Annotated in this window: 17 protein-coding genes and 1 pseudogene; 8 read left to right on the top strand and 10 right to left on the bottom strand. The window is 39.9% G+C overall.

The window, feature by feature from the left end; genetic code table 11:
* Positions 1 to 72 precede the first annotated feature (72 nt).
* Both RF53_RS05060 and RF53_RS05055 read left to right on the top strand, forming a co-directional pair.
* Positions 73 to 648: a hypothetical protein gene (locus RF53_RS05060; protein ID WP_039036776.1), complete on the top strand. Its 576-nt coding sequence runs from the start codon at positions 73 to 75 to the stop codon at positions 646 to 648.
* A 153-nt stretch (positions 649 to 801) separates the two neighbouring features.
* The gene (locus tag RF53_RS05055) at positions 802 to 1,551 is read left to right on the top strand and encodes a hypothetical protein (protein ID WP_039036775.1); all 750 of its coding nucleotides are present in this window, start codon (positions 802 to 804) and stop codon (positions 1,549 to 1,551) included.
* Between the two features lie 56 nt (positions 1,552 to 1,607).
* Here the strand turns inward: RF53_RS05055 and RF53_RS05050 are convergent.
* Together RF53_RS05050 and RF53_RS05045 are read right to left on the bottom strand one after the other, a co-directional pair.
* Positions 1,608 to 2,865: pseudogene (locus RF53_RS05050) on the bottom strand (IS110 family transposase).
* A gap of 689 nt (positions 2,866 to 3,554) precedes the next feature.
* Positions 3,555 to 3,818 carry a YkgJ family cysteine cluster protein gene (locus RF53_RS05045; RefSeq protein ID WP_033035838.1) on the bottom strand — a complete coding sequence of 88 codons (264 nt, stop codon included), beginning with the start codon at positions 3,816 to 3,818 and terminating at the stop codon, positions 3,555 to 3,557.
* Between the two features lie 168 nt (positions 3,819 to 3,986).
* On the opposite strand from RF53_RS05045, the gene RF53_RS05040 reads away from it, so the two are divergent.
* The 4 genes from RF53_RS05040 (at position 3,987) to RF53_RS05030 (ending at position 9,619) form a co-directional block, all read left to right on the top strand.
* The gene (locus RF53_RS05040) at positions 3,987 to 5,168 is read left to right on the top strand and encodes an efflux RND transporter periplasmic adaptor subunit (protein ID WP_039036774.1); all 1,182 of its coding nucleotides are present in this window, start codon (positions 3,987 to 3,989) and stop codon (positions 5,166 to 5,168) included.
* Positions 5,165 to 8,314 (top strand): efflux RND transporter permease subunit, encoded by a 3,150-nt coding sequence (locus RF53_RS05035; protein ID WP_039036773.1) that lies wholly within the window; start codon positions 5,165 to 5,167, stop codon positions 8,312 to 8,314. Before RF53_RS05040 ends, RF53_RS05035 begins: the two co-directional genes overlap by 4 nt.
* A gap of 142 nt (positions 8,315 to 8,456) precedes the next feature.
* Positions 8,457 to 8,624 (top strand): hypothetical protein, encoded by a 168-nt coding sequence (locus RF53_RS19495; RefSeq protein ID WP_167378158.1) that lies wholly within the window; start codon positions 8,457 to 8,459, stop codon positions 8,622 to 8,624.
* Between the two features lie 104 nt (positions 8,625 to 8,728).
* Complete coding sequence (locus tag RF53_RS05030; protein ID WP_039036772.1) at positions 8,729 to 9,619, top strand: dienelactone hydrolase family protein; 891 nt, start codon at positions 8,729 to 8,731, stop codon at positions 9,617 to 9,619.
* Positions 9,620 to 9,699: 80 nt separating this feature from the next.
* On the opposite strand, the gene rhlP is transcribed toward RF53_RS05030, so the two are convergent.
* The 8 genes from rhlP to dapB all read right to left on the bottom strand — a co-directional run bounded on the left by rhlP (position 9,700) and on the right by dapB (position 18,999).
* On the bottom strand, positions 9,700 to 10,530 hold the full coding sequence (gene rhlP, locus RF53_RS05025; protein ID WP_039036771.1) for a rhombotarget lipoprotein: 831 nt from the start codon (positions 10,528 to 10,530) through the stop codon (positions 9,700 to 9,702).
* Between the two features lie 12 nt (positions 10,531 to 10,542).
* Positions 10,543 to 10,887, bottom strand: coding sequence for a lactoylglutathione lyase (locus RF53_RS05020; protein ID WP_039036770.1), 345 nt, complete (start codon positions 10,885 to 10,887; stop codon positions 10,543 to 10,545).
* Positions 10,888 to 11,194: 307 nt separating this feature from the next.
* Positions 11,195 to 11,644 carry a hypothetical protein gene (locus RF53_RS05015; protein ID WP_006792435.1) on the bottom strand — a complete coding sequence of 150 codons (450 nt, stop codon included), beginning with the start codon at positions 11,642 to 11,644 and terminating at the stop codon, positions 11,195 to 11,197.
* Positions 11,645 to 11,767: 123 nt separating this feature from the next.
* Positions 11,768 to 12,811, bottom strand: a complete 1,044-nt coding sequence (locus RF53_RS05010) for a S66 family peptidase (RefSeq protein WP_039036769.1) — start codon at positions 12,809 to 12,811, stop codon at positions 11,768 to 11,770.
* Positions 12,812 to 12,943: 132 nt separating this feature from the next.
* A complete protein-coding gene (gene greA / locus RF53_RS05005) occupies positions 12,944 to 13,420 on the bottom strand; it encodes a transcription elongation factor GreA (protein ID WP_006792433.1) in 477 nt (158 codons plus the stop codon).
* Between the two features lie 47 nt (positions 13,421 to 13,467).
* Positions 13,468 to 16,686 carry a carbamoyl-phosphate synthase large subunit gene (gene carB / locus RF53_RS05000; RefSeq protein ID WP_006792432.1) on the bottom strand — a complete coding sequence of 1,073 codons (3,219 nt, stop codon included), beginning with the start codon at positions 16,684 to 16,686 and terminating at the stop codon, positions 13,468 to 13,470.
* Positions 16,687 to 16,702: 16 nt separating this feature from the next.
* Complete coding sequence (gene carA / locus RF53_RS04995) at positions 16,703 to 17,839, bottom strand: glutamine-hydrolyzing carbamoyl-phosphate synthase small subunit (protein ID WP_039036768.1); 1,137 nt, start codon at positions 17,837 to 17,839, stop codon at positions 16,703 to 16,705.
* A gap of 362 nt (positions 17,840 to 18,201) precedes the next feature.
* The gene (gene dapB / locus RF53_RS04990; protein ID WP_039036767.1) at positions 18,202 to 18,999 is read right to left on the bottom strand and encodes a 4-hydroxy-tetrahydrodipicolinate reductase; all 798 of its coding nucleotides are present in this window, start codon (positions 18,997 to 18,999) and stop codon (positions 18,202 to 18,204) included.
* Positions 19,000 to 19,347: 348 nt separating this feature from the next.
* On the opposite strand from dapB, the gene RF53_RS04985 reads away from it, so the two are divergent.
* Both RF53_RS04985 and RF53_RS04980 read left to right on the top strand, forming a co-directional pair.
* Positions 19,348 to 20,661 carry a Na+/H+ antiporter NhaC family protein gene (locus RF53_RS04985; protein WP_021032455.1) on the top strand — a complete coding sequence of 438 codons (1,314 nt, stop codon included), beginning with the start codon at positions 19,348 to 19,350 and terminating at the stop codon, positions 20,659 to 20,661.
* A 119-nt stretch (positions 20,662 to 20,780) separates the two neighbouring features.
* A complete protein-coding gene (locus RF53_RS04980) occupies positions 20,781 to 21,569 on the top strand; it encodes a nucleoside-binding outer membrane protein (protein WP_039036766.1) in 789 nt (262 codons plus the stop codon).
* Positions 21,570 to 21,624 lie beyond the last annotated feature (55 nt).

Genomic DNA, 21,624 nt, shown 5'->3' with positions numbered 1-21,624 from the left:
TCGTTCCTCAACATTTCAGCCAACAATTTTTTGCCCATTATTAGGGCGTTATACACCTAAGGAAAGTTTGGCATGAAGCTGACCATTATTTCACTAATCACTTTGTTTTTACTCGGCTGTGCTGCGGCAAGAGTTCCATATACAAGCGATCCTATGACTAAACTAAATTACGCATATCAACTAATGGGAACGCAGGGGCGAGGTTTAGCGGCTGAAAAGCTTGGATTAGAGGCGCTCGCTGATCTTGAAAAATCAAAAAATATTTATGGTGTGGCTGAAGCTCATACTTTCTTAGGGTTGTTTTATAAAAATAGAAGCTACCGCGAACACAAAGACTTTTATATAAAACACAATGAATATGATCCTACGGCATCTAAATCAATTAAACACTTTGAGTTAGCCGCTAAAGCATTTGAAGAGGATGGAGATTATTGGGGTGTTTCAAAAGCTTTATTTTCTATGGGCAATGCCTACGTTACAGATAATAGTTATGTAAATGGTTGTATAAAATATAAAGAGTCATTGTCTATATACAATAGCGATAAAAATGTATTCATAGGTCGTACTCATCCACACAATCCAGCATATAAATCGTTTGATGCAATGATTGAGGCTTTCATTGCAAAACATTGTGAAAACGGTGTATAACAAGTCGCTCAAAAGGACAAAAAACAGTTGGTTTTTGCTCCTGCGTCGCTTATTTTAACCAACTATTTTGTGCCTCTTAGCGAGGCGTTAGCAGTAAAAGGTGTAATCATCTTATATTGCAACGAGTAACTTTTATTTAAATCGGAGAATTAAATGAAATATAAAGGGTATTGGCTCTTAATTTTTATTTTTGCTTTATTGATATCATTATTGCTAGGGTTGGCTCCATATGCACTCTATCATTTGGGATTTATTAATCCTGCAGATCAAAATGTTATTAAAGTCGTAGCTCCTGTTGGGGGAATGTTCGGACCTGCCAGTGCTTTTTTCTCTGGTTTCGCGTTAATCGCCGTAATAATAAGTATCCAGCAGCAACGCGAAGCATTAAGAATACAAGCGGAGGAATTAGAGTTAACAAGGAAAGAGATAGTTGACTCTACGCAGGCACAACAAGAAATGGCTACGCACCAGAAAAACGCTATTAGTCTTGAAGTGATTATGCCTTTTATGAACGAAATATCTTCTTCTGAAATGCGCAATTCCATTATTACGTTAACAAAGTTTGGAAAAAAAGATAACTTTGATGAAATATATTTTGCATTACTTCAAAAAAACAAGGCTGACCAACTTCAAGGTAGGGAATTAGAAGAGTTTGAGTCGATCGATAACTCTAGAAGAAAGTTTGTTGGTCTATTTCACAAAATGCAAAGGCTATCTGCTACAGGAGTAGTTGACCATGAAATTGTGAGAGTTGTTTTAGGGCCCGACAGCTGCTGGATTTTATTGAACATTATAGAACCTCTAGACGCAAAAATTCGCCCAAACTACTCTACTACTACATTCGATTTTGCTAGTGACCTTTATACTCCCGATGTTATTGAATCAGAAGGGAAACATGACTAATAATACTGCTAACAAGTGACTAAGGTAATGAGTGGCCGCTTCACGCCCTGAGGCATTCAACAAGCTTTTTCTACCACTAAAAGAGGAGAACCTTTCTCTTTTAGTGCTTTTAAATATTTTGATTCATCATAAGCTTTTCCTGTTTTCCAGCACCTAAATAAGATCCTTACCCATTTATAGGCCAGCGCTCTTATTGCCGATTGGTGTGAATTACCTTTCGCTTTTTGCTGTGCGTAATAAATGCCCGCCCAATAAGATTGCCCTACGCTTTTGGAAGCCCACTCTATAAAGCTCTGACGGACAAATTTAGAACATTGCCAGCGCCAATGTACCCAGCTCTTTTGACCACTACGCTTTGTAACTGGCGATAAGCCTGCATAGTTTTGTATTTCTTGTGCGCTACTAAAACGAGATTTATCTTCCCCTAAAGCAGCTAAAAGCCTAGGAGCAAGGCAAGGGCCTGTACCGGGAAGTGAAGCAAATATTGAGGCGTCATCCATACTGGTAAAAATTGAGTTTATTTGTGAGTCATACTCTCGAATATTGTTAATTAATACCAACATCTGTTTAGTCAATGCGATGACAAACGTTTGATAAGGTATAATTAAAGATTCGTCGTTAGTAAGAGGAATTGCCTCCTTTATAGATGCAATGCGTTCTGCGGTCTTCTTAACAGTGGGCCCTCCTCTGGAGTTTAACAGTTTGGCAACTGTATTTGTTCTAACGCGTTTCAATTCATTTAAGTTTGGGAATTTAATTAGAAAATTACAAAATAGCTCTGTATCTCTGTGTGGAAACCACTCTAAGGGCTGTGTATAATATTGCTTTAGAGCATTAATGATTCGGTTCGCATGCCTACGTTTGTCGTCTACAAGTAATCGACGTTGTTCGACAAAAAGGGCTAATGTTCTTGTTTTCTCGCTGCTTGGTTTGAGGGGGGGTAATCTTCTTTGGATAATTGAACATCATATCTAATGCTAATTCAGCGTCTGAAGGATCATCTTTTGAACCGCTAGGAAACATAGCTTGTCTGTATCGAGCAAGGGTTAATCCATGAATAGGATAAACTGTAACAAAGCTATATTTTTGCAAGGCATATACTATAGGTCCTTTATTTAACTCAACTGCAACAGCAATATTGCCTTTTACTTTTTTATGTAATCCCTCAACCCAATCATGAATTGATTCAGGTGTGTGATAAATTACGCTGAACGCCCGAGACTCTTCGTCTTTAACCTGCACACAAATATCATGTTTTTTATCTGCCCAATCAAGGCCAACATATGCAGAAAAGTTATCATTTTTAGTATTCATGCCAAATCTCCGATTATTGAAATTTGTTATGCATTCTTTACTCTTCGAAAGAAATATAGACAGCGTTTGTAAGGCAAGCCCTGAGTATTCGTTTTGAGTAAAGTAACTCAATACTTCGAAAGAAAAGCGGTGATCATTAAATGATGATGGCACAATATTCGTAAGTAAAGAGCACATAACCTCAACAATTCAAAGTATAGATTATTAAGGTTCAAAGACTATACATGGCACGTATGCGACTGTCAGATTTGATCATAATAAAAAAATTAAATCTGATAGGTTAGTTAAGACTTATTCAATTAGCCTTTGCTCTAAAAGCGAAGCGCCTCTTACCCTCTTTGTGAATCGTTCACTTAATGGTTTCATCCATCAAGTTAAACGTATTCGTTTTATTCTGGCAAAGAAAAAACATATGGCACAAAGAGAAATGAATGAGGAAAATAAAAGCCAAAAGACTTTAAGCTAATGACTACTATAAAAGCGCAGCGCCTCTTATCCTCTTTGTAAATAAATCACTTTTACAGTCTTTGCCAGTAACGTAAGCATGCTTTACGTCTATAAAACTTTCGAATATCTCCACATTTGCGGTAGACGCAGAGCTCGCTCGCGTGAAAAGCGCAGCTTTTAATAACGTAAAAAAGTTACTCGGTAGTAGTTAAATGTAACTATGTGTGTATTGAACACACCAACTAAGTTAATTGTTCAAGCTCCGTGATAAGCGCAAGAGCCTCTGCATTAGTTGACCCACACACATCAACTGTGGCACTAAAATCACTGCATACTTTTGGTCGAGACTCATCACCAAATAACTTACATAAATTGCGCTCATCTAGCTGAATACAACGTTCTCCGGCCTTTTTGCCATTTGGCATACCCGGTATTGGCGAGCTAATACTTGGCGCAATGCAACATGCACCGCAGCCCAATCGACACGCCATTGGCTCTGTTTTCATAACACCCTCAGTTTAAATTAACCACATATTTAACAATACAGACTCCTTTTTAGAGCCAAATATTTATTTGTAATACACATATGTAATGCTTTGTTACATCTTCAAACGCCTTGTAAACACTTTATTGCGTATTATTGCCCTATCACCACTTTTATGAAGGAATGCCTTGTGGCTACTAAAAAACAAATTGTTCTTCCAATCGCAGTTTTAGCTGCCGGAATTGCACTGGCAATTGGCTTTTCAAATATGAAAACCCCGCCTGAAGAAAAACCAGCGCAAGATACTCGTCCACTGGTTGCTGCGCAAACAGTCAACATTGATGCAATAACACTCGACGTAAAATCGTACGGGGTTGTAAAACCTAAAGACCGTACCGAGCTAGTTGCACAAGTCAGTGGCCAAGTTATTTCCGTAGCAGATGAATTTGTTGAAGGTGCATTTGTAAAACAAGGCGACATATTAGCACGAATTGATCCAAATGATTACGAAGCCGATTTTATTGAAGCACAAGCAGGCCTTGCTCAAGCAAGTTCAGCCCTTGAAATAGAACGCGCCCAAGCACATGTAGCAAAAGCTGAATGGGAACGTATTAAATCAGACTCAAGTGACTCAACTGCATCAGAGCTTTATTTACGTAAACCGCAATTAGCCGAAAAGCTAGCGCGGTACCGCTCTGCACAAGCCAGTGTTAAACGTGCAAAACGTAACCTTGAACGCACTTATATAAAAGCCCCATACGACGCTATTATTAACGCACGCACAATAAGCTTAGGCTCTGTAGTAAACCCGGGCAGTAGCTTTGGCGCACTAAGTGCCACATCGGTGGCTGAAGTACGTTTACCTGTAGCAGATAGCGAAATGCAATACCTAGCCAATGGAGGCATTGGTGCTACTGTTACCCTTAATGCTGAATTTGCCGGCAAGCAAACGTCTTGGCAGGCCGAAGTTGTGCGCAGCGAAGGCGTAATAGATCAAGTAAGCCGTATGAGTTATTTAGTTGCACAACTACCAACGCCTTACGCCAATAACACTAAACCACTACGTTTTGGTTCATACATTAATGCAACCATTGAGGGCAGAGCCCTTGATAACGCAATTATTGTCCCGCATCACCTTGTTAAAGATAAACAAATTGCCATTTTAAACGCAAATAATACTCTAAGCTTTAAAACACTAAATATTGTACGTGAACAAGATGGCATGGTAATAGCCGATCAAGGATTACAACTTGGCGAACAGTTAATTACCTCAGCACTAGAATACCCAAGCGAAGGAATGGCTGTTAAAACGGATGAAGATGACGAACAAGGTGAAGTAACACAGCTTGCTCTTAAAGAGGACACCCTATGAGTACCTCTGAAAAGGGCCTAATTGCCTGGTTTGCTCGCAACCCTGTTGCAGCAAATTTAATCATGATTTTTATTCTGGTTGGCGGTTTATTAACAGCCTTAACGATTCGTAAGCAAGCTTTTCCGCAATTTGAAAGTAACTGGGTGAGTGTTCAAGCCGTTTACCCTGGCGCCGCACCGCAAGAGGTTGAAGAAGGCATTACAATAAAAATTGAAGAAAACCTAGAGGGATTAGAGGGTATTAAACGCTTTATAACTTACTCTAATCGTGGTTATGCACAAGCATGGATTGAAATTGAAGAAAAATACGACCTTCAAGAAGCTTTAGACGAGATAAAAGCCCAAGTAGATTCTATTAACTCGTTTCCTGCGGGTATGGAAAGACCAATAATTCAGCGCGATAAGTTTCAACAAGAAGTGATGTTTATCGCGCTATATGGGGATATGACCTATGCCCAACTAAAAGAACTAGGTACCGATTTAGAAGATGAATTACTCGCTTTACCAGGCGTTAATTTAGTTAGTTTTTTTAGCGGCTTAAATTATGAAATAGGCATTGAGATTAGCCCCGACAAACTTCGTGAATACGGCCTTACTTTTAGAGATGTATCAAACGCTGTAAGAAACTTTTCAACTAATATGTCGGCTGGCCAAATCCGTTCAGATAACGGGTATATTTCTATGCGTGTTGAAAAACAAGCTTATAAAGGCAATGAGTTTGAGCAGCTGCCTTTAATTACCCTCGCTGATGGCGCACAAATATATTTAGGCGATGTAGCCACCATTAACGATGGTTTTGAAGAAGGCTTATTATATTCAAAATACAATGGTAAAAATTCGTTAATGTTTGATATTGCAGCATCTAAAGATCAAGACATTACCGACGTTGCCAAAGTACTTAAAAATTACATGGCCGAAAAAGAATCTAAATTACCACAAGGCGTAAAACTAACCCCTATGGTTGATTTAACCTACTACCTGCAAGGTCGTCTCGATATGATGATCGATAACATGGTATGGGGTGGTGTTTTAGTTATGCTGGTATTGGCATTGTTTTTACCGCTTAGATTAGCATTTTGGGTAATGATGGGTTTACCGGTTTCTTTTTTGGGTGCCTTTTTGTTCATGCCAATAGGCTTTTTAGATATCACCATTAATATGGTGTCGTTGTTCGCCTTTATAATTGTACTCGGTATTGTGGTGGACGACGCTATTGTTGTGGGTGAATCGGCCAGTGCCGAAATAGAAAAACACGGCCACTCACTCGATAACGTAATCCGTGGTGTTAAACGTGTTGCAATGCCCGCTACATTTGGCGTACTCACCACCATTGCTGCTTTTTTACCTCAAGCTATGGCATCAGGCCCAGGCGCAGCATTTTCTAAAGCGATTGGTGTTGTTATTATCCTGTGTTTGATTTTTTCGTTAATTGAATCAAAACTTATTTTACCGGCCCATATTGCCGCAATGAACCCACGTAAACCTAATCCTAAAAACCCATTGCACAAGGCGCGTATGGTTGTTGATAAAGGCCTTAAATCGTTTGTTCAAAATTACTACACGCCTTTCATAGGGCACTGTATTCATTATCGCTATACCGTAATTATTGGGTTTATATGTATTTTAATTATGAGCGCAGGCATGTTTGCAGGCGGTTTAGTTAAATTTGTACCAAACCCTAAAATACAACATGACTTTCCGCGTGTGGTTGTAGAAATGAATCTTGAATCATCAGAGCAAGCAACACTTGAAACAGCTAAAAAAATTGAAGCGGTACTTCTTAGTGTAGATGAAGAGCTTGAAGCACAACACGGTCAAAAAATGATTCGTGACCTCTCGGTAAGCCTTCGTGGCCGTACCACTGCGCAATTAATGGCTGTACTCATTGAACCTGATAAACGCCCTATTGATACCTTCACCCTTAGCTCATTATGGCGTGAAAAAATGCCACCATTGCCGGGCGTTAAAACGTTGACCATTGAAGATAACTTATTTGGCGGCGGACGAGATGACGGCGACGTAAGTTTTAGACTGCAAGGTAAAGATACCGACAAACTAAAAGAAGTTGCTTCGTTATTAAAAACTAAATTACAAAGCATGGAAGGCGTAGGCGATGTTAACGACTCACTACAAAGCGCTACCGATGAAGTGCAACTTGATTTAAAACCACTTGCATACAGCATGGGATTGACCCTTGCAGACGTTGCATCGCAAGTTAGCTTTAGTTATTACGGATTAGAGGCACAACGTATTTTACGTGAAGGCGAAGAGATCAGAGTGATGATCCGCTACCCTGAAAACGAACGTAACTCTATTAGTAACATACACAGCACACGTATTATCACGCCAACAGGTGTTGAAGTGCCGTTAAGTGAAGTTGCACAAATCAACATTGTAGATGGTGTAAACAGAATCCGCCGTGAAAACGCAAACAGAACAGTTAATGTATGGGCAGCCATTAATACTGATAAAGTTGAACCTTTTGCCATTGTAAAAGAAATCACTGACGAGTATTTACCAACCCTTTTACAAAATTACCCAGGTGTTACCAGTAATGTCGCTGGTCGAGTGCAAGAGGAAATGGAAAGCGCTGATGAGCAATTACGTGATTTTGCAATTTCACTAATGATTATATTTGCATTATTAGCCATTCCGCTTCGCTCATACTCACAACCATTGATCATTATGTCGGTTATTCCATTTGGTGTGGTCGGTGCAATGTTTGGTCATATGGTATTAGGAATGACCATGAGCGGTCTTTCAATGTTTGGCATAATTGCAGTAGCCGGTATTGTAGTTAACGACTCTCTCGTTATGGTTGATTTTGTAAATAAAGCGCGTGCTGAAGGTGTACCTATAAAAGAAGCGGTTATGCAAGCGGGAGCTCGTCGTTTTAGAGCTATATTGCTAACCTCAGTGACCACCTTTATTGGCGTGTTACCTATTATTATGGAAACGAGTTTACAGGCACAAATTGTAATACCTATGGCAGTATCACTCGCCTTTGGTGTGCTATTTGCCACCGTAATTACGCTTATTCTTATACCGTGTCAGTATGTCGCACTTGAAGATACAAAACGAATGATTCGTAAGTGGCGTGGTAAACACCCTATTGTCGATGGCCAACCAACAACGACCAATAGCTAATTAAGTAAAACCCCCAACCAAAAAAAAGCTCGGCAACATGCCGAGCTTTTTATTTATAGTTAAAAATAACCTTCAATTATTTGCTAACTTCCCCTTTTCACTGGTATTTTGACTCTCAGTTTACTTTCTTAAAGGATTAACCATGGGTACATTCCAACTTATTTTATTTATCATATTTGCAGTACTAACCATTGTTGGATACAGAAAAAATAACCGTAATTTAATGTTATTGGGTGCCATTGTTGTAGCGTTTGCCTTTGTAGGATTAGATTTTATGATAGGGGTTGATCATAGCCTGTCAGCTTATTAATAGTTAACGGCAAAAATACACGAAATAGTAAAATTAGTGCTCGTTTTTTATACCCGATACGTTTAGGTACTTAATATTAAAAAGCATAACAATTAAGGAAAACCATGAATTCACCTCAAATAGATCACATTCCTCAAGAAGCGTTTGATTGGTACGACGAATATGCCCATGGTTTAATGGACCGTCGCACTTTTATGAAAAAACTAGGTGGCCTTGCAGCACTAGGGATTTCAATGAGTGTGCTCACCAGCGCGCTTTTACCTAACTATGCACTTGCAGAGCAAGTCTCGTTTAACGATGACGATATTAAAGCTACCTACGAGGAATTTGATTCGCCAAACGGGCATGGTAAGGGTAAAGGTTATTTAGCGGTGCCTAGCAAAATTGAAAGTAAACTGCCGGTTGTATTAGTTATTCACGAAAACCGTGGTTTAAACCCTTACATAAAAGATGTAGCAAGGCGCTTAGCCAAAAAAGGCTTTATTGCTTTTGCTCCCGATGCACTTTTCCCGCTTGGTGGCTATCCGGGTAATGATGATGAGGGGCGTGCAATGCAACGCACGATGGACAGAGCTAAAATTCAAAACGACTTTGTAGCTGCCGCTCACTTTTTAAAAGCCCACCCTAGCAGCAACGGCAAATTAGGCGCCGTAGGCTTTTGTTTTGGGGGTTATATTGTTAACTACTTAGCCGCAGTTGATAGTGACTTACTCAGCGCGGGCGTGCCCTTTTATGGCACACCTGCAAGTGAAAGCTTACACAAAAATATTAAAGCCCCTTTACTGATTCAATTAGGTGAACTTGATAAACGCGTTAACGCCACATGGCCTGAGTATGAAAAAAGCTTAAAAGCTAACAATGTTGAGTACACTATGCACATGTACGAAGGTGCTAATCATGGTTTTCATAACGACTCTACTGGGCGTTATGATGAGCAAAAAGCAGAGCTTGCTTGGCAGCGTACCTTAGCGTTTTTTAATGAAAAATTAAGCTAAACACCATAAAAAAACGCCGCATAAGATGAATAATGTGGCGTTTTAAATTTAAGTATTTAGCGACTTAACTGTGTAGATGTTTAATTATTTACATATCTGCGCTTTAAAACAAGTAGCGACATAAAAACCAGAATAAACACACTAAACGCCCCAGCACTGCTTGAGCCATCTTTATTCTCTATTTTTGCTATTTTTTCTTCTTTAACCCGCGTTTTAAAGCGTGCCAATTCCGCATCTAAATTTAGGCTCATATCGGTAACCGCTAAATTAAACCCTTCAAGTGACTTTTCATTGAGCGTTTCGTCAATACCAATAGCGGTGGTTCTTTTTTCAAGCTTGCTGATGCCTGGTGCTCTAAAAAGCATTTTTTTACTTTTTATATCAAAAACAGCAGTGTCGACAAAGGTTTGAATCGTATTTTCGTTACCGGGAATAACGTACATACCTACAATGGTCCAATACAATAATGCGGCGTTATTTTCATAGGTTTGCGTTACTTGATCGTAAGAAACCAATGCCATCACGTCTACATCGTATAGTCGCCCTACTTGTTCAAGCGCTGAAAACCCTTCCCCACCTTTAAGATACGTACTTGGAATCACTTCTATGCGGTCAATGTAATCGTACTGCAAAAACGATTTTTTAACTCTTTCGAGCAACTCTACCTCATTTTGACTTTCAATTGCGTTTGCTTGCCACTCTTTAGACGGCACAAATGAAATACCCACTGTAACGGGTAATTTTAACACTGGAATTTCTGGTTTATACGTAGCACGGCTATCTTCGTTTGGATAAAGAAAGTCAACCAAACTGCTAGAACGCGTATTTTTACCTGCATTATTACTCACAAGCGCACTACATGAGGTCAGAACAAAAACCATCAACATGACAAAAAACGTATTTTTTTTCATTATTATTCCTTTTTAATTAAATTCAGTTACGTGTAAAAGCTCGCCTGATGGTCCCCATAAATAAATCACCTTGCCCCACAGCTCTTGTTTTATTCCTTCAAAGCGAATATCAAAGTGAGTTAACTTACTAATAGTGTTAAAAGCTTCGTTTATGTTTAATACGCACACTTGCAGCATTAAATTTTCAGCAATTTCTTGGTTGTAGTAACGCTGTAAAAAGAGGCTGCATTCACCTGATGTTGCAATACTTAAATCAGCTGATGCCTGCTCAACATTAAAGCCCATCGCCTGATAAAATGCACACGATTGTTGATAGTTTTTACACGGCACAAACACTCTGATGTCATCTATTTTCATTGTTTTCCTGTTGTTATTTAGGTGCAGCAGAGCTTATTAACTTACTTTTAAAAGCGACTTTAGAGACTAATAAACTTTCAGGGTTAAGGGTTGTCCTTGCTAAGAGCCATTTACTATTTGTTGTCTGTATAAATTAGGCTAAAGGCGTAAGCTGGACGCATAGGCATTGCTCGACTTTTGCTTAGCCCGCTCGGCTGCACACATAGCGCAGTTATTCCACGTCCACTAAATTAAATAAACTCAAGCCACTAAGGTCAATATGCCCTATCGCTTTTACCATCAAGCGCGGTATTAAGCGCTCAATAAATTACACGTAGTTAATATCAATGTTCTCTTTTTCATCTGAATTTAGCAGTGAGTTAAATTGTTGATAAATTTCATCTTTTGAGCCTAAAAGTTGAAAATCGTAACCATTGCCGTTTCCGTCAATAATTATTGATAACCAATTATCACTTATATTAACAATAGAAATTCGCTTAACCTCGATCGACTCTTGATCTGATATAAACTTAAAGCGACTCAAATTTGGCTTTGTGATTTTTATAGTGCCGGCGCTTCTCTTGATTAGATTATGTGGGGAATGTTTAGCTTTATATTCATCGGTAAATCGATACCTAAACGATAAGCATGCAAAAAATAACAGCAAAAAAGAAGCTTCAATTTCATTGTTTATATACCAAATTATAAAAAAAGCGATAAACATAACAACGGCAATAAAAGCAAAGCCGTTTTTATAATGAGCGTCCGTGATTTTCAACTTAGCGATTCCTTTTCAAATATACAATACGTATAAAAACTAATGATTAACTAAAATAAATTAAAGAGCTTAATTTATCCATTACTTTTATATGATTAGCCACCAATAAGAGCGACTTAATAATTAACACAGCTTAGTGCTTAGCGATGCCTTAATCACTTTGCCTTCATTTATGTCTGCGTTAATCGTACAGCTTGCACCATTAATTAAGTTTAAATTAGGTGCAACATGCCCAATATCAGCATCAAACAGTACGGGGAAAATACATTTACCAAGTGCTAATTCTATTGCTTGGTAATAATCAATCTGCTTATGGGGGCTATCAATAATGGCACTGCGACCAAGTATAATACCGTTTACATCAGTAAGTACGCCATTTAGTTTTAATGCAATGAGACTACGTGCTACGGCTGTTGGGCTTAGCTCTGCGTTTTCTAGAAATAGCACAAGGCCCTCTGGTGCATACTCTTGTTTAAAGCGATGTAAATCGAGGTAAGGCGAGCCAAGCAACAAGTTAAGCGTGTCTAAACAACCGCCAAAAAGCCGGCCTGTAATTTCTAATTTACGCGCATCGTTGTAATTTAAACATTGCCATTGCGTTGGCTCAGTAAGTTCAAACAACGCATCAGGGTCGCTCTCATAATTAATTAATTTAGTTTGGTATGAAGTTGAAGGTACTTGTTCAAATTGCTCGCCTTTGGTGAGCGCTAAAGCGTGAAAAACATTTACACAATTATGATCTGTTTCATTTGGATGTAGCTGCATTAAATTAGCAGTATGAAGGGTTGCCCAACCACATCGAGAAGTGAGCACACATGCTAATGTACTAACATCAGAGAACCCCACTAACCACTTAGGTTTAGCCGTTTTCACTATGTTAAAGTCAATATATTGCAAAACGTCTAGGGCAAGCTCTCCACCCCATGGGGGCATAATTGCCGCTATATTATCGTCGGTAAGAAAGTGCATTAGCTCTAAAGCTCGATCTTTAGCGCTGATATTTTGCCTTACACTGTCACCTTCAATTACTTTATACCCTTGCGACTTTAAACCATTTAGCACAGTGTCTAATCGTGTTTGAAAGTGATTATCAACACCTGAAGAAAACGCACAAATTGCAATATTATCATTAGGTTTAAGTGGCTCAGGAAAATTAATTAAGGACATCAGTACTCTCAATCATTAGGATATAGTCAACCTAACGTACCCAATAAAGTAAACAAAGTCGAGATTATTAAAGGCATAAAAAAACCGATGTAATCACATCGGCTTTTATGTAAACGTTAAAGTGAGGATATATTAAAGGTACTCAACTTCAATGATTTCGTATTCAACGTCGCCCTTTGGTGTTTTAATGGTGACTGCATCATCCATTTGCTTACCAATCAAACCACGAGCTATAGGTGAGTTAACAGAAATTAAGTTATTTTTAATATCTGCCTCATCATCGCCAACTATTTGGTATTTAACTTCGGCATCAGTCTCTACATTAACAATAGTTACTGTGGTACCAAAAATAACCTTACCTGTGTTAGGCATTTTAGTTACGTCGATTATTTGAACATTTGAAAGTTTAGCTTCAATCTCTTGAATACGACCTTCACAAAAACCCTGTTGCTCACGCGCAGCGTGGTACTCAGCGTTTTCTTTTAAGTCACCGTGTTCACGCGCATCAGCAATATCAGCGATGATTTTAGGACGGGTAACTGTTTTTAATTCGTTAAGCTCTTTACGCAGTAAATCTGCGCCACGAACTGTCATCGGAATTGTTTGCATATTTTCTCACTTAACACCAAGGCCTAATTAGGCCTTGGTACATTTCCTTAGTTCAATCGCAGGTGTAGCTCTTGAACTGACGCCACTTTACTGCGGTCATCTGCTTTGTTAGCAGTACAGTTAGCGAATGCCGCGTTCAAGGTAGTCGTATAGTTGGTTTTATTTTGCAATGCACCACGACGTAACACCTTCGAATCTTCGATCGCTTGGCGACCTTCGGTGGTATTAACGATATAGCTGTATTCTTTATTCTTAATGTAATCAAGAATATGTGGACGACCTTCGTAAACTTTATTTACGCGACGAACGTTAATACCCGCTTCTTCAAGCGCTTTGGCTGTGCCACCTGTTGCGTCTAATTCAAAACCTAACTCGGTCATGATTTTAGCTAATTCAACAATACGTGACTTATCGCTATTACGAACAGATAATAACGCGCGACCACCGCGTGGTAAAGTATTGCTTGCACCTAATTGTGCTTTTGCGAATGCTTCGGCGAAAGTATCACCAACACCCATTACTTCACCTGTTGAGCGCATTTCAGGGCCACGGATAGGGTCTACACCTTGGAACTTAGCAAACGGTAAAACCACTTCTTTAACGCTGTAGTAAGGAGGGATAATTTCTTTAGTAATGCCTTGGCTCGCTAAAGATTGGCCCGCCATACAACGTGCAGCTACTTTTGCAAGTGCAACGCCGGTGGCTTTAGATACAAATGGAACCGTACGAGCAGCACGTGGGTTAACTTCAATCAAATACACTTTGCCATCTTTTACTGCAAACTGTGTATTCATTAAACCTACAACACCTAGTTCAAGAGCCATATCGGTTACTTGCTTGCGCATTACATCTTGCACTTCTTGCGATAAAGAATGTGCTGGTAATGAACAGGCAGAGTCACCAGAGTGAACACCAGCTTGTTCAATGTGTTCCATAATACCGCCAATGATTACTTGCTCGCCGTCACATATTGCGTCAACGTCAACTTCAATTGCGTTATCTAGGAAATGGTCTAATAAAACAGGTGCTTCATTTGAAGCTTGAACTGCTTCGGTCATGTAACGACGTAAATCGTCTTCGTCGTATACAATTTCCATTGCACGGCCACCTAATACATATGATGGGCGAACAACCAGCGGGAAACCAATTTCAGCTGATTTTAAAATAGCTTCTTCAGTTGATGTAACCGTTGCGTTTTCTGGCTGCAGTAAATCTAAACGCTCTACTAACTGTTGGAAACGCTCACGGTCTTCTGCACGGTCAATTGCATCTGGCGAAGTACCAATTACTGGCACGCCATTGGCTTCTAGCTCACGTGCTAGTTTAAGTGGTGTTTGACCACCGTACTGCACGATAACACCTTTTGGCTTTTCAACACGTACAATTTCTAGTACGTCTTCAAGCGTAATTGGCTCAAAGTAAAGTCGGTCAGATGTATCGTAATCGGTAGATACAGTTTCAGGGTTACAGTTAACCATGATGGTTTCGTAACCGTCGTCACGAAGTGCAAGCGCAGCATGTACACAACAGTAATCAAATTCAATACCTTGGCCGATACGGTTAGGACCGCCACCAATAACCATGATTTTATCTTTGTCTGTTGGGTTAGCTTCACACTCTTCATCATACGATGAGTACATGTAAGCGGTGTCTGAACTAAATTCTGCAGCACACGTATCTACACGCTTGTAAACTGGCACAATATTTAGCTGATGACGTTTTTTACGAATTTCAGCTTCTGACACACCGGCAATTTCAGCAATACGCGGGTCGGCAAAGCCTTTACGCTTAAGCTTGCGTAAAAAATCAGCATTAAGGCCAGCCATTCCGCCTTCAGCGATTCTTGCCTCATCTTTTAAAATGTCTTCAATTTGAACCAAGAACCAGCGGTTAACTTTAGTCAGCTCGTAAACATCTTCAACGCTCATACCGTGTCGCATTGCATCTGCAATGTACCAAATACGCTCAGCACCTGGCTCACGTAATTCACGGATGATTTTTTCTTTTGCCTTAGGGTCATCAAGTGCAACAATTGGGTTAAAACCCGTTGCGCCAACTTCAAGACCACGTAATGCTTTGTGTAATGACTCTTGTTGGTTACGACCAATTGCCATTACTTCGCCTACTGATTTCATTTGCGTGGTTAAACGGTCGTTAGCACCGGCAAATTTCTCAAAGTTAAAGCGAGGTATTTTAGTTACAACGTAATCAATTGAAGGCTCAAATGACGCTGGTGTTTTACCGCCAGTGATATCGTTTTGAAGTTCGTCAAGCGTGTAGCCTACTGCAAGTTTTGCTGCAATTTTAGCAATTGGGAAACCTGTTGCTTTAGAGGCTAGTGCCGATGAGCGCGATACACGTGGGTTCATCTCAATGATAACCATACGGCCATCTTTAGGGTTAATACCAAATTGTACGTTAGAGCCACCGGTTTCAACACCAATTTCACGCAGTACTGCCATAGAGGCATTACGCATAATTTGGTATTCTTTGTCGGTTAACGTTTGCGCTGGTGCAACAGTGATTGAATCACCTGTGTGCACGCCCATTGGGTCAAAGTTTTCAATAGTACAAACAATAATACAGTTGTCTTTTTTGTCACGAACAACTTCTGTTTCGTACTCTTTCCAACCAATCAGTGATTCATCAATTAATAATTCGTTAGTAGGTGACAGGTCTAAACCACGCTCACAAATTTCTTCAAACTCTTCCATGTTGTAAGCAACACCGCCACCGGTGCCACCCATGGTGAAAGAAGGACGAATGATACACGGTAAGCCTATGCGGCTCATTGTATCTTTAGCTTCTTCCATTGAGTGTGCTATCTCTGCACGAGGACACTCAAGACCAATATTTTTCATTGCAGTGTCAAAGCGTTCACGGTTTTCGGCTTTGTCTATTGCATCAGCTGTTGCGCCAATTAACTCTACGCCATGCTTAGCCAATACACCGTGCTTGTCTAAATCAAGTGCACAGTTTAATGCTGTTTGGCCGCCCATTGTAGGCAGGACTGCATCTGGCTTTTCTTTTTCGATGATTTTTTCTACTACTTCCCAGTGAATAGGTTCGATGTATGTTGCATCAGCCATTTCTGGGTCGGTCATAATCGTTGCTGGGTTTGAGTTAACAAGTATAACTCTATAGCCTTCTTCTCTGAGTGCTTTACACGCTTGTGCACCAGAGTAGTCAAATTCACAAGCTTGACCAATAACAATTGGGCCTGCGCCTAAGATAAGAATGCTTTTTATGTCGGTACGTTTTGGCATTATTACTCCAGTTAAATTAGTGTTTACGCGCTTGCATCAAATCGATGAAGTGGTCAAATAATGGGGCTGCATCATGCGGGCCAGGACTTGCCTCAGGGTGCCCCTGAAAACTAAATGCTGGCTTATCTGTACGATGAATACCCTGAAGCGTACCGTCAAACAGTGATTTGTGTGTTGCACGAAGCGTGCTTGGTAGGCTTGATTCTTGGGCTGCAAAACCATGGTTTTGCGCTGTGATCATCACTACATCGCGGTCTAGATCTTTAACTGGGTGGTTACCACCATGATGGCCAAATTTCATTTTTTCTGTTTTAGCACCTGAAGCAAGCGCTAATAACTGGTGACCTAAACAAATACCAAAAATGGGTGTGTCGGTTTCTAAAAATGATTTTATCGCGTCAATTGCGTATGTACATGGCTCAGGATCGCCAGGGCCATTAGATAAGAAAATACCATCGGGGTTTAATGCGAGTACGTCAGCAGCACTTGTTTGTGCAGGTACTACGGTAAGTTTACAACCACGGTCAACAAGCATACGTAATATATTACGCTTAACACCGAAGTCATAGGCTACAACATGAAACTTTTCATCGGCGGTATCTAAGGTTTTAAACCCCTCGCCTAATGTCCAGCTTGATTCGCGCCACTCAAAATTTTCCTTGGTTGAGACAACTTTTGCTAAATCCATACCTTTTAAGCCCGGGAAGGCTTGCGCGGCTTGTAGCGCTTTTTGTTCGTCTAGTTCGTCACCAGCAATAATACAACCATTTTGAGCACCTTTGTCGCGCAAAATACGTGTTAGCTTTCTGGTGTCGATGTCCGCAATACCTAAAGTATTACGTTCTTTCAAGTAATCATCTAACGATTGCTCGTTACGAAAGTTACTTGCTAGCAGTGGCAAATCACGGATCACTAGGCCTTTAGCCCATATTTGATTCGCTTCTTCGTCTTCGCTGTTGGTACCCGTATTACCGATATGTGGGTACGTCAAAGTTACGATTTGTTCCGCGTACGAAGGGTCAGTCAAAATTTCTTGATAACCAGTCATAGACGTATTGAATACCACTTCACCGACTGACATGCCGTCAGCGCCGATTGCAGTACCGCGAAACACTGTGCCGTCTTCTAGGACTAACAGAGCGGATTTAGTCAAGTTAAACCTCCTAACAGTAAAAAACGGGAGTAAGCAAATTGCTTATCACCCCGCCAATACCCAGAGGGATCGTCAAAACCAGATTTTGTATGAGATTAAATTGTTTTACGCAGTCTTAAATGAGGCCGATATAACCGCTAAATCTTCAACATTTTTTCTTGCCTAAAACTATTATCATTCCCACTGAACCCCTGATTTTACTAGCCACTTGGGTATAATTGGAAACACGCATTTAGTAATTTTTGGCAAATTGGCTGTATACTACATGATGTTGAGTTTTAGGTCTAACATTATTTGGTAAATCATAACAAATAAGTGCTTTTAGCTAAAATTAGACCCAAACACCCAAAATAGATACTAAACTACTTTAAATCGAGCACATCTTGCATGTCATAAAGTCCTACCGGTTTATTTTGCAACCAGCTTGCAGCTCTTATAGCGCCTAGCGCAAAGGTCATTCTCGAACTTGCTTTGTGCGTTAATTCAAGCCTTTCCCCCATTGTGGCAAAATAGGCGGTATGTTCACCTACTATGTCACCTCCTCTTAGGACTGAATAACCAATTTCGTTTTGAGATTTTTCAGTTTCAATTTGGCTTCGATCGTATACAGCAACCTCTTCGTGGTTCCACCCTTTTGCATCTGCAATTGACTCACCAATTGCCAGAGCCGTGCCCGATGGCGCATCGATTTTATGACGGTGATGCGCTTCAAATATCTCAATATCTAAATCGTCACCGAACTTAGTGGCAGCCGTTTGAACTAAATTTAGTAACACATTTACGCCAACACTGTAGTTACGAGCAAATACAATAGGTATATGTTTAGCAGCATTTTCTAATAATGCCATGTCATCGGCCGTTAAACCTGTTGTGCCAATAACTAAGGGGAGAGATTGTTCAACAGCACGCTTTAAGTGGCTACGCATACCGTCTGGCAGGGTGAAATCAATTAAAACATCAACACTTTCGAGCGTGTTTTCGTCGCTAAAACATACGTTTTTATCAGCAGCGCTATTTATTTGGTTTACATTAATTCCAATTAACGATGACCCACTGCGAACATAGGCGCCTGTTAGTTGTGTTTGCTCTTTTATTGTTGCGGCTTCCAATAAAGCTAAACCCATTCTGCCGTTAGCACCAAAAACACCTATTCGAATCATCACTATGCCTTAATTTATTTTTGTTTAAACCGTAAACCGATCGTTTTGTATATATTGAGTGTATATATCGCTCAGTTAACATCAATCACTGAAAGTAACGTACTTAGTAGATTTTATCTAAAAGTCATGTAATAGTCAGTCAACCCTTTAATAAAAGAATAATAACAATACCAGTTTACTTTAGCCATCTATACATTTAAACTTCCCTTTCGCGTCGATTTGGTCTTTGGCTTGCGGGCGCTGCATTGCTCTACTATTTGTTAGCTTTTAACAACGTAGATAGACTTGCTAAATTCAGCTAAAAGAGGAATTTTTGGCTGTGGTAATTAATTGGTTCCGAGGATTATGATGCAGCCATCATTTAATAAAAACAAAGCAATACTTTCTTTACTACCCCTACTAACATTTGTAGCCCTATTTTTAGGTTCTGGTTTATACCTGCAATCTCAAGGGGTTGATTACGCTTTTTATCAACTCCCAGCACCGGTGGCAATATTACCCGCCATTATGCTTGCCTTTATACTTAATAAAGGCACTGTTAATCAATGTGTTGAAACCTTTATAAAAGGCGCTGGGCATAACAACATTATTACGATGTGTTTAATTTACCTGCTTGCTGGTGCTTTTTCTGCAGTGGCCAGTGCAACAGGGGGTGTTGACGCCGTAGTTAATGCGGGTTTATCACTGATACCGCCTGCTTTATTACTTCCTGGTTTATTTTTAATTGCCGCGGTTGTATCTACAGCAATGGGCACATCAATGGGCACTATTGGGGCGATTGGCCCAATTGCTTATGCGGTGTCGATCAAAACAGGTATAGACCCAGCCCTTATGGCGGGTACTATTGTGTCTGGCGCTATGTTTGGCGATAACTTATCAATTATTTCAGATACCACTATTGCGGCTACACGAACGCAAGGTTGTGAAATGAAAGATAAATTTAAAGAAAACCTTAAAATTGCAGTACCAGCCGCAATTTTAACAATCGGTTTATTATTTTACCTTACGCCTGCAGCGCAAGTGGTCGAAACCCAAGATTACGATATTTGGTTAGTGCTACCTTATGCCTTTATTTTAGTTCTCGCCGTAGCAGGCCTAAATGTATTTGTTGTGTTATTTAGCGGTATTATATTTGCTGCATTAATGGGCTTTACCGGTAGCTACGAAGGGTCTAGCTTTGTTAAAGATATTTATCAAGGCTTTACCGATATGCAGGAAATATTTTTACTTTCTATGTTTATTGGTGGTCTTTCTGAATTTATTCGCATTAACGGTGGCCTTGATTACATTGCCCAAAAAATTCAAGCCATTACTAAAGTAATTGCTAAATGGCACCGAAAAGTAGCTGACCAACTTGGTATTGCAGCCCTAGTCATGACAAGTAACATTTGTATTGCTAATAATACCGTTTCAATTATTGTGGCGGGTCCTATTGCTAAAAAACTCGCTGACGATGGTGAAATTAGTGGCAAACGCTCTGCAAGCCTACTTGATATTTTTGCTTGTGTAACTCAGGGCTCTTTACCTTATGGAGCGCAAGCTCTTTTACTTGGCGCTACGTTTAAAATTAGCCCTTGGGAAGTTTCAACATCGTCTTATTATTGTTTCATTTTAGCATTTACCGCTATAGCAATAATTTGTTTGCGTCGTAATAAAGCTTAAAACCTTTGCCCCACTGTTGCAGCTTAAAAACAAGCTGCAACATATTTCTCTACATATTAATCACTTTTGCTATAATGCGCGCTTTCGCGTGTCACTCAAGTTATAGTTAAATACAAATTATGAAATTAAATAAAACACTCTCCTTTTTTACCCTTACATCCATTGCTTTATCGTCTTCTGCTTTTGCCGCTAATTGGAGCAGCACAGCATTACACATTAACAATGGCGACCAAAAAAACCCTTTTACTGAGCAAGAGTCAGATACCACGGTTTACTCAGTTCAACATGCATCGGGCTACGATTACGGCGACAACTTCTTTTTCATTGATTACAGTAAAGACGATAAAACTGACGGCTATCAAGATAGCGATTTTTACGGCGAATGGTATTCAACTGTTAGCTTATCGGCGCTCAGCGGTGAAAAAATTGGCACCGGTGCGTTATTAGATGTTGGCCTTACTGGCGGTATAAATATTGCTGGCGATGCTAAAATGGTGAAATACCTGCCAGGTGTTAAATTAAACTGGGATGTACCAGGTTTTAACTTCTTTCAAACAATAGTAACAGCCTATATTGACGACAGCGAAGGTATTGCTAAAGGCGGCGCCCCCATAGAAACAAATAGCTGGATGTTTGATGTAGCTTTTGAATACCCTTTTACTATTGGCTCACAAAAGTTCAGCTTTAAAGGGCACGCAGAATACATTGCAGAACGTGAAGACGAATTTGGAAACGATGTAGAGGCATGGATACTCGCACAACCTATTTTAGTATGGGACATGGGTCATGCCTTTGAAATGAAAGAAAATACGTTGCTACTCGGCATGGAGCTTCAATACTGGCATAACAAGCTAGGAACTGAAGTGACAGAGTCAGTTCCGCAAATACATGTAGAGTGGACCTTTTAAGCAATTACACTGCGTTAAAATCACATAAATTGGAGCTCTATTAAGCGCTCCTTTT

Origin of the sequence: Pseudoalteromonas sp. ECSMB14103 (genome assembly GCF_000813065.1) — a bacterium.
GTDB classification, from domain to species: Bacteria; Pseudomonadota; Gammaproteobacteria; order Enterobacterales; family Alteromonadaceae; genus Pseudoalteromonas; species Pseudoalteromonas marina.
The sequence above is the reverse complement of the archived record's forward strand: the minus strand, read 5'-3'. Positions and strand labels throughout refer to the sequence as shown.

Bases quoted from the DNA above. Each gene is read 5' to 3' on its own strand.
- RF53_RS05010 (WP_039036769.1), bottom strand. From the start codon at position 12,811: ATGTCCTTAATTAATTTTCCTGAGCCACTTAAACCTAATGATAATATT.
- greA (WP_006792433.1), bottom strand. From the start codon at position 13,420: ATGCAAACAATTCCGATGACAGTTCGTGGCGCAGATTTACTGCGTAAA.
- carB (WP_006792432.1), bottom strand. From the start codon at position 16,686: ATGCCAAAACGTACCGACATAAAAAGCATTCTTATCTTAGGCGCAGGC.
- RF53_RS05060 (WP_039036776.1), top strand. From the start codon at position 73: ATGAAGCTGACCATTATTTCACTAATCACTTTGTTTTTACTCGGCTGT.
- rhlP (WP_039036771.1), bottom strand. From the start codon at position 10,530: ATGAAAAAAAATACGTTTTTTGTCATGTTGATGGTTTTTGTTCTGACC.
- RF53_RS05045 (WP_033035838.1), bottom strand. From the start codon at position 3,818: ATGAAAACAGAGCCAATGGCGTGTCGATTGGGCTGCGGTGCATGTTGC.
- RF53_RS05055 (WP_039036775.1), top strand. From the start codon at position 802: ATGAAATATAAAGGGTATTGGCTCTTAATTTTTATTTTTGCTTTATTG.
- RF53_RS04985 (WP_021032455.1), top strand. From the start codon at position 19,348: ATGCAGCCATCATTTAATAAAAACAAAGCAATACTTTCTTTACTACCC.
- RF53_RS05020 (WP_039036770.1), bottom strand. From the start codon at position 10,887: ATGAAAATAGATGACATCAGAGTGTTTGTGCCGTGTAAAAACTATCAA.
- RF53_RS05030 (WP_039036772.1), top strand. From the start codon at position 8,729: ATGAATTCACCTCAAATAGATCACATTCCTCAAGAAGCGTTTGATTGG.
- dapB (WP_039036767.1), bottom strand. From the start codon at position 18,999: ATGATTCGAATAGGTGTTTTTGGTGCTAACGGCAGAATGGGTTTAGCT.
- RF53_RS04980 (WP_039036766.1), top strand. From the start codon at position 20,781: ATGAAATTAAATAAAACACTCTCCTTTTTTACCCTTACATCCATTGCT.
- RF53_RS19495 (WP_167378158.1), top strand. From the start codon at position 8,457: ATGGGTACATTCCAACTTATTTTATTTATCATATTTGCAGTACTAACC.
- RF53_RS05035 (WP_039036773.1), top strand. From the start codon at position 5,165: ATGAGTACCTCTGAAAAGGGCCTAATTGCCTGGTTTGCTCGCAACCCT.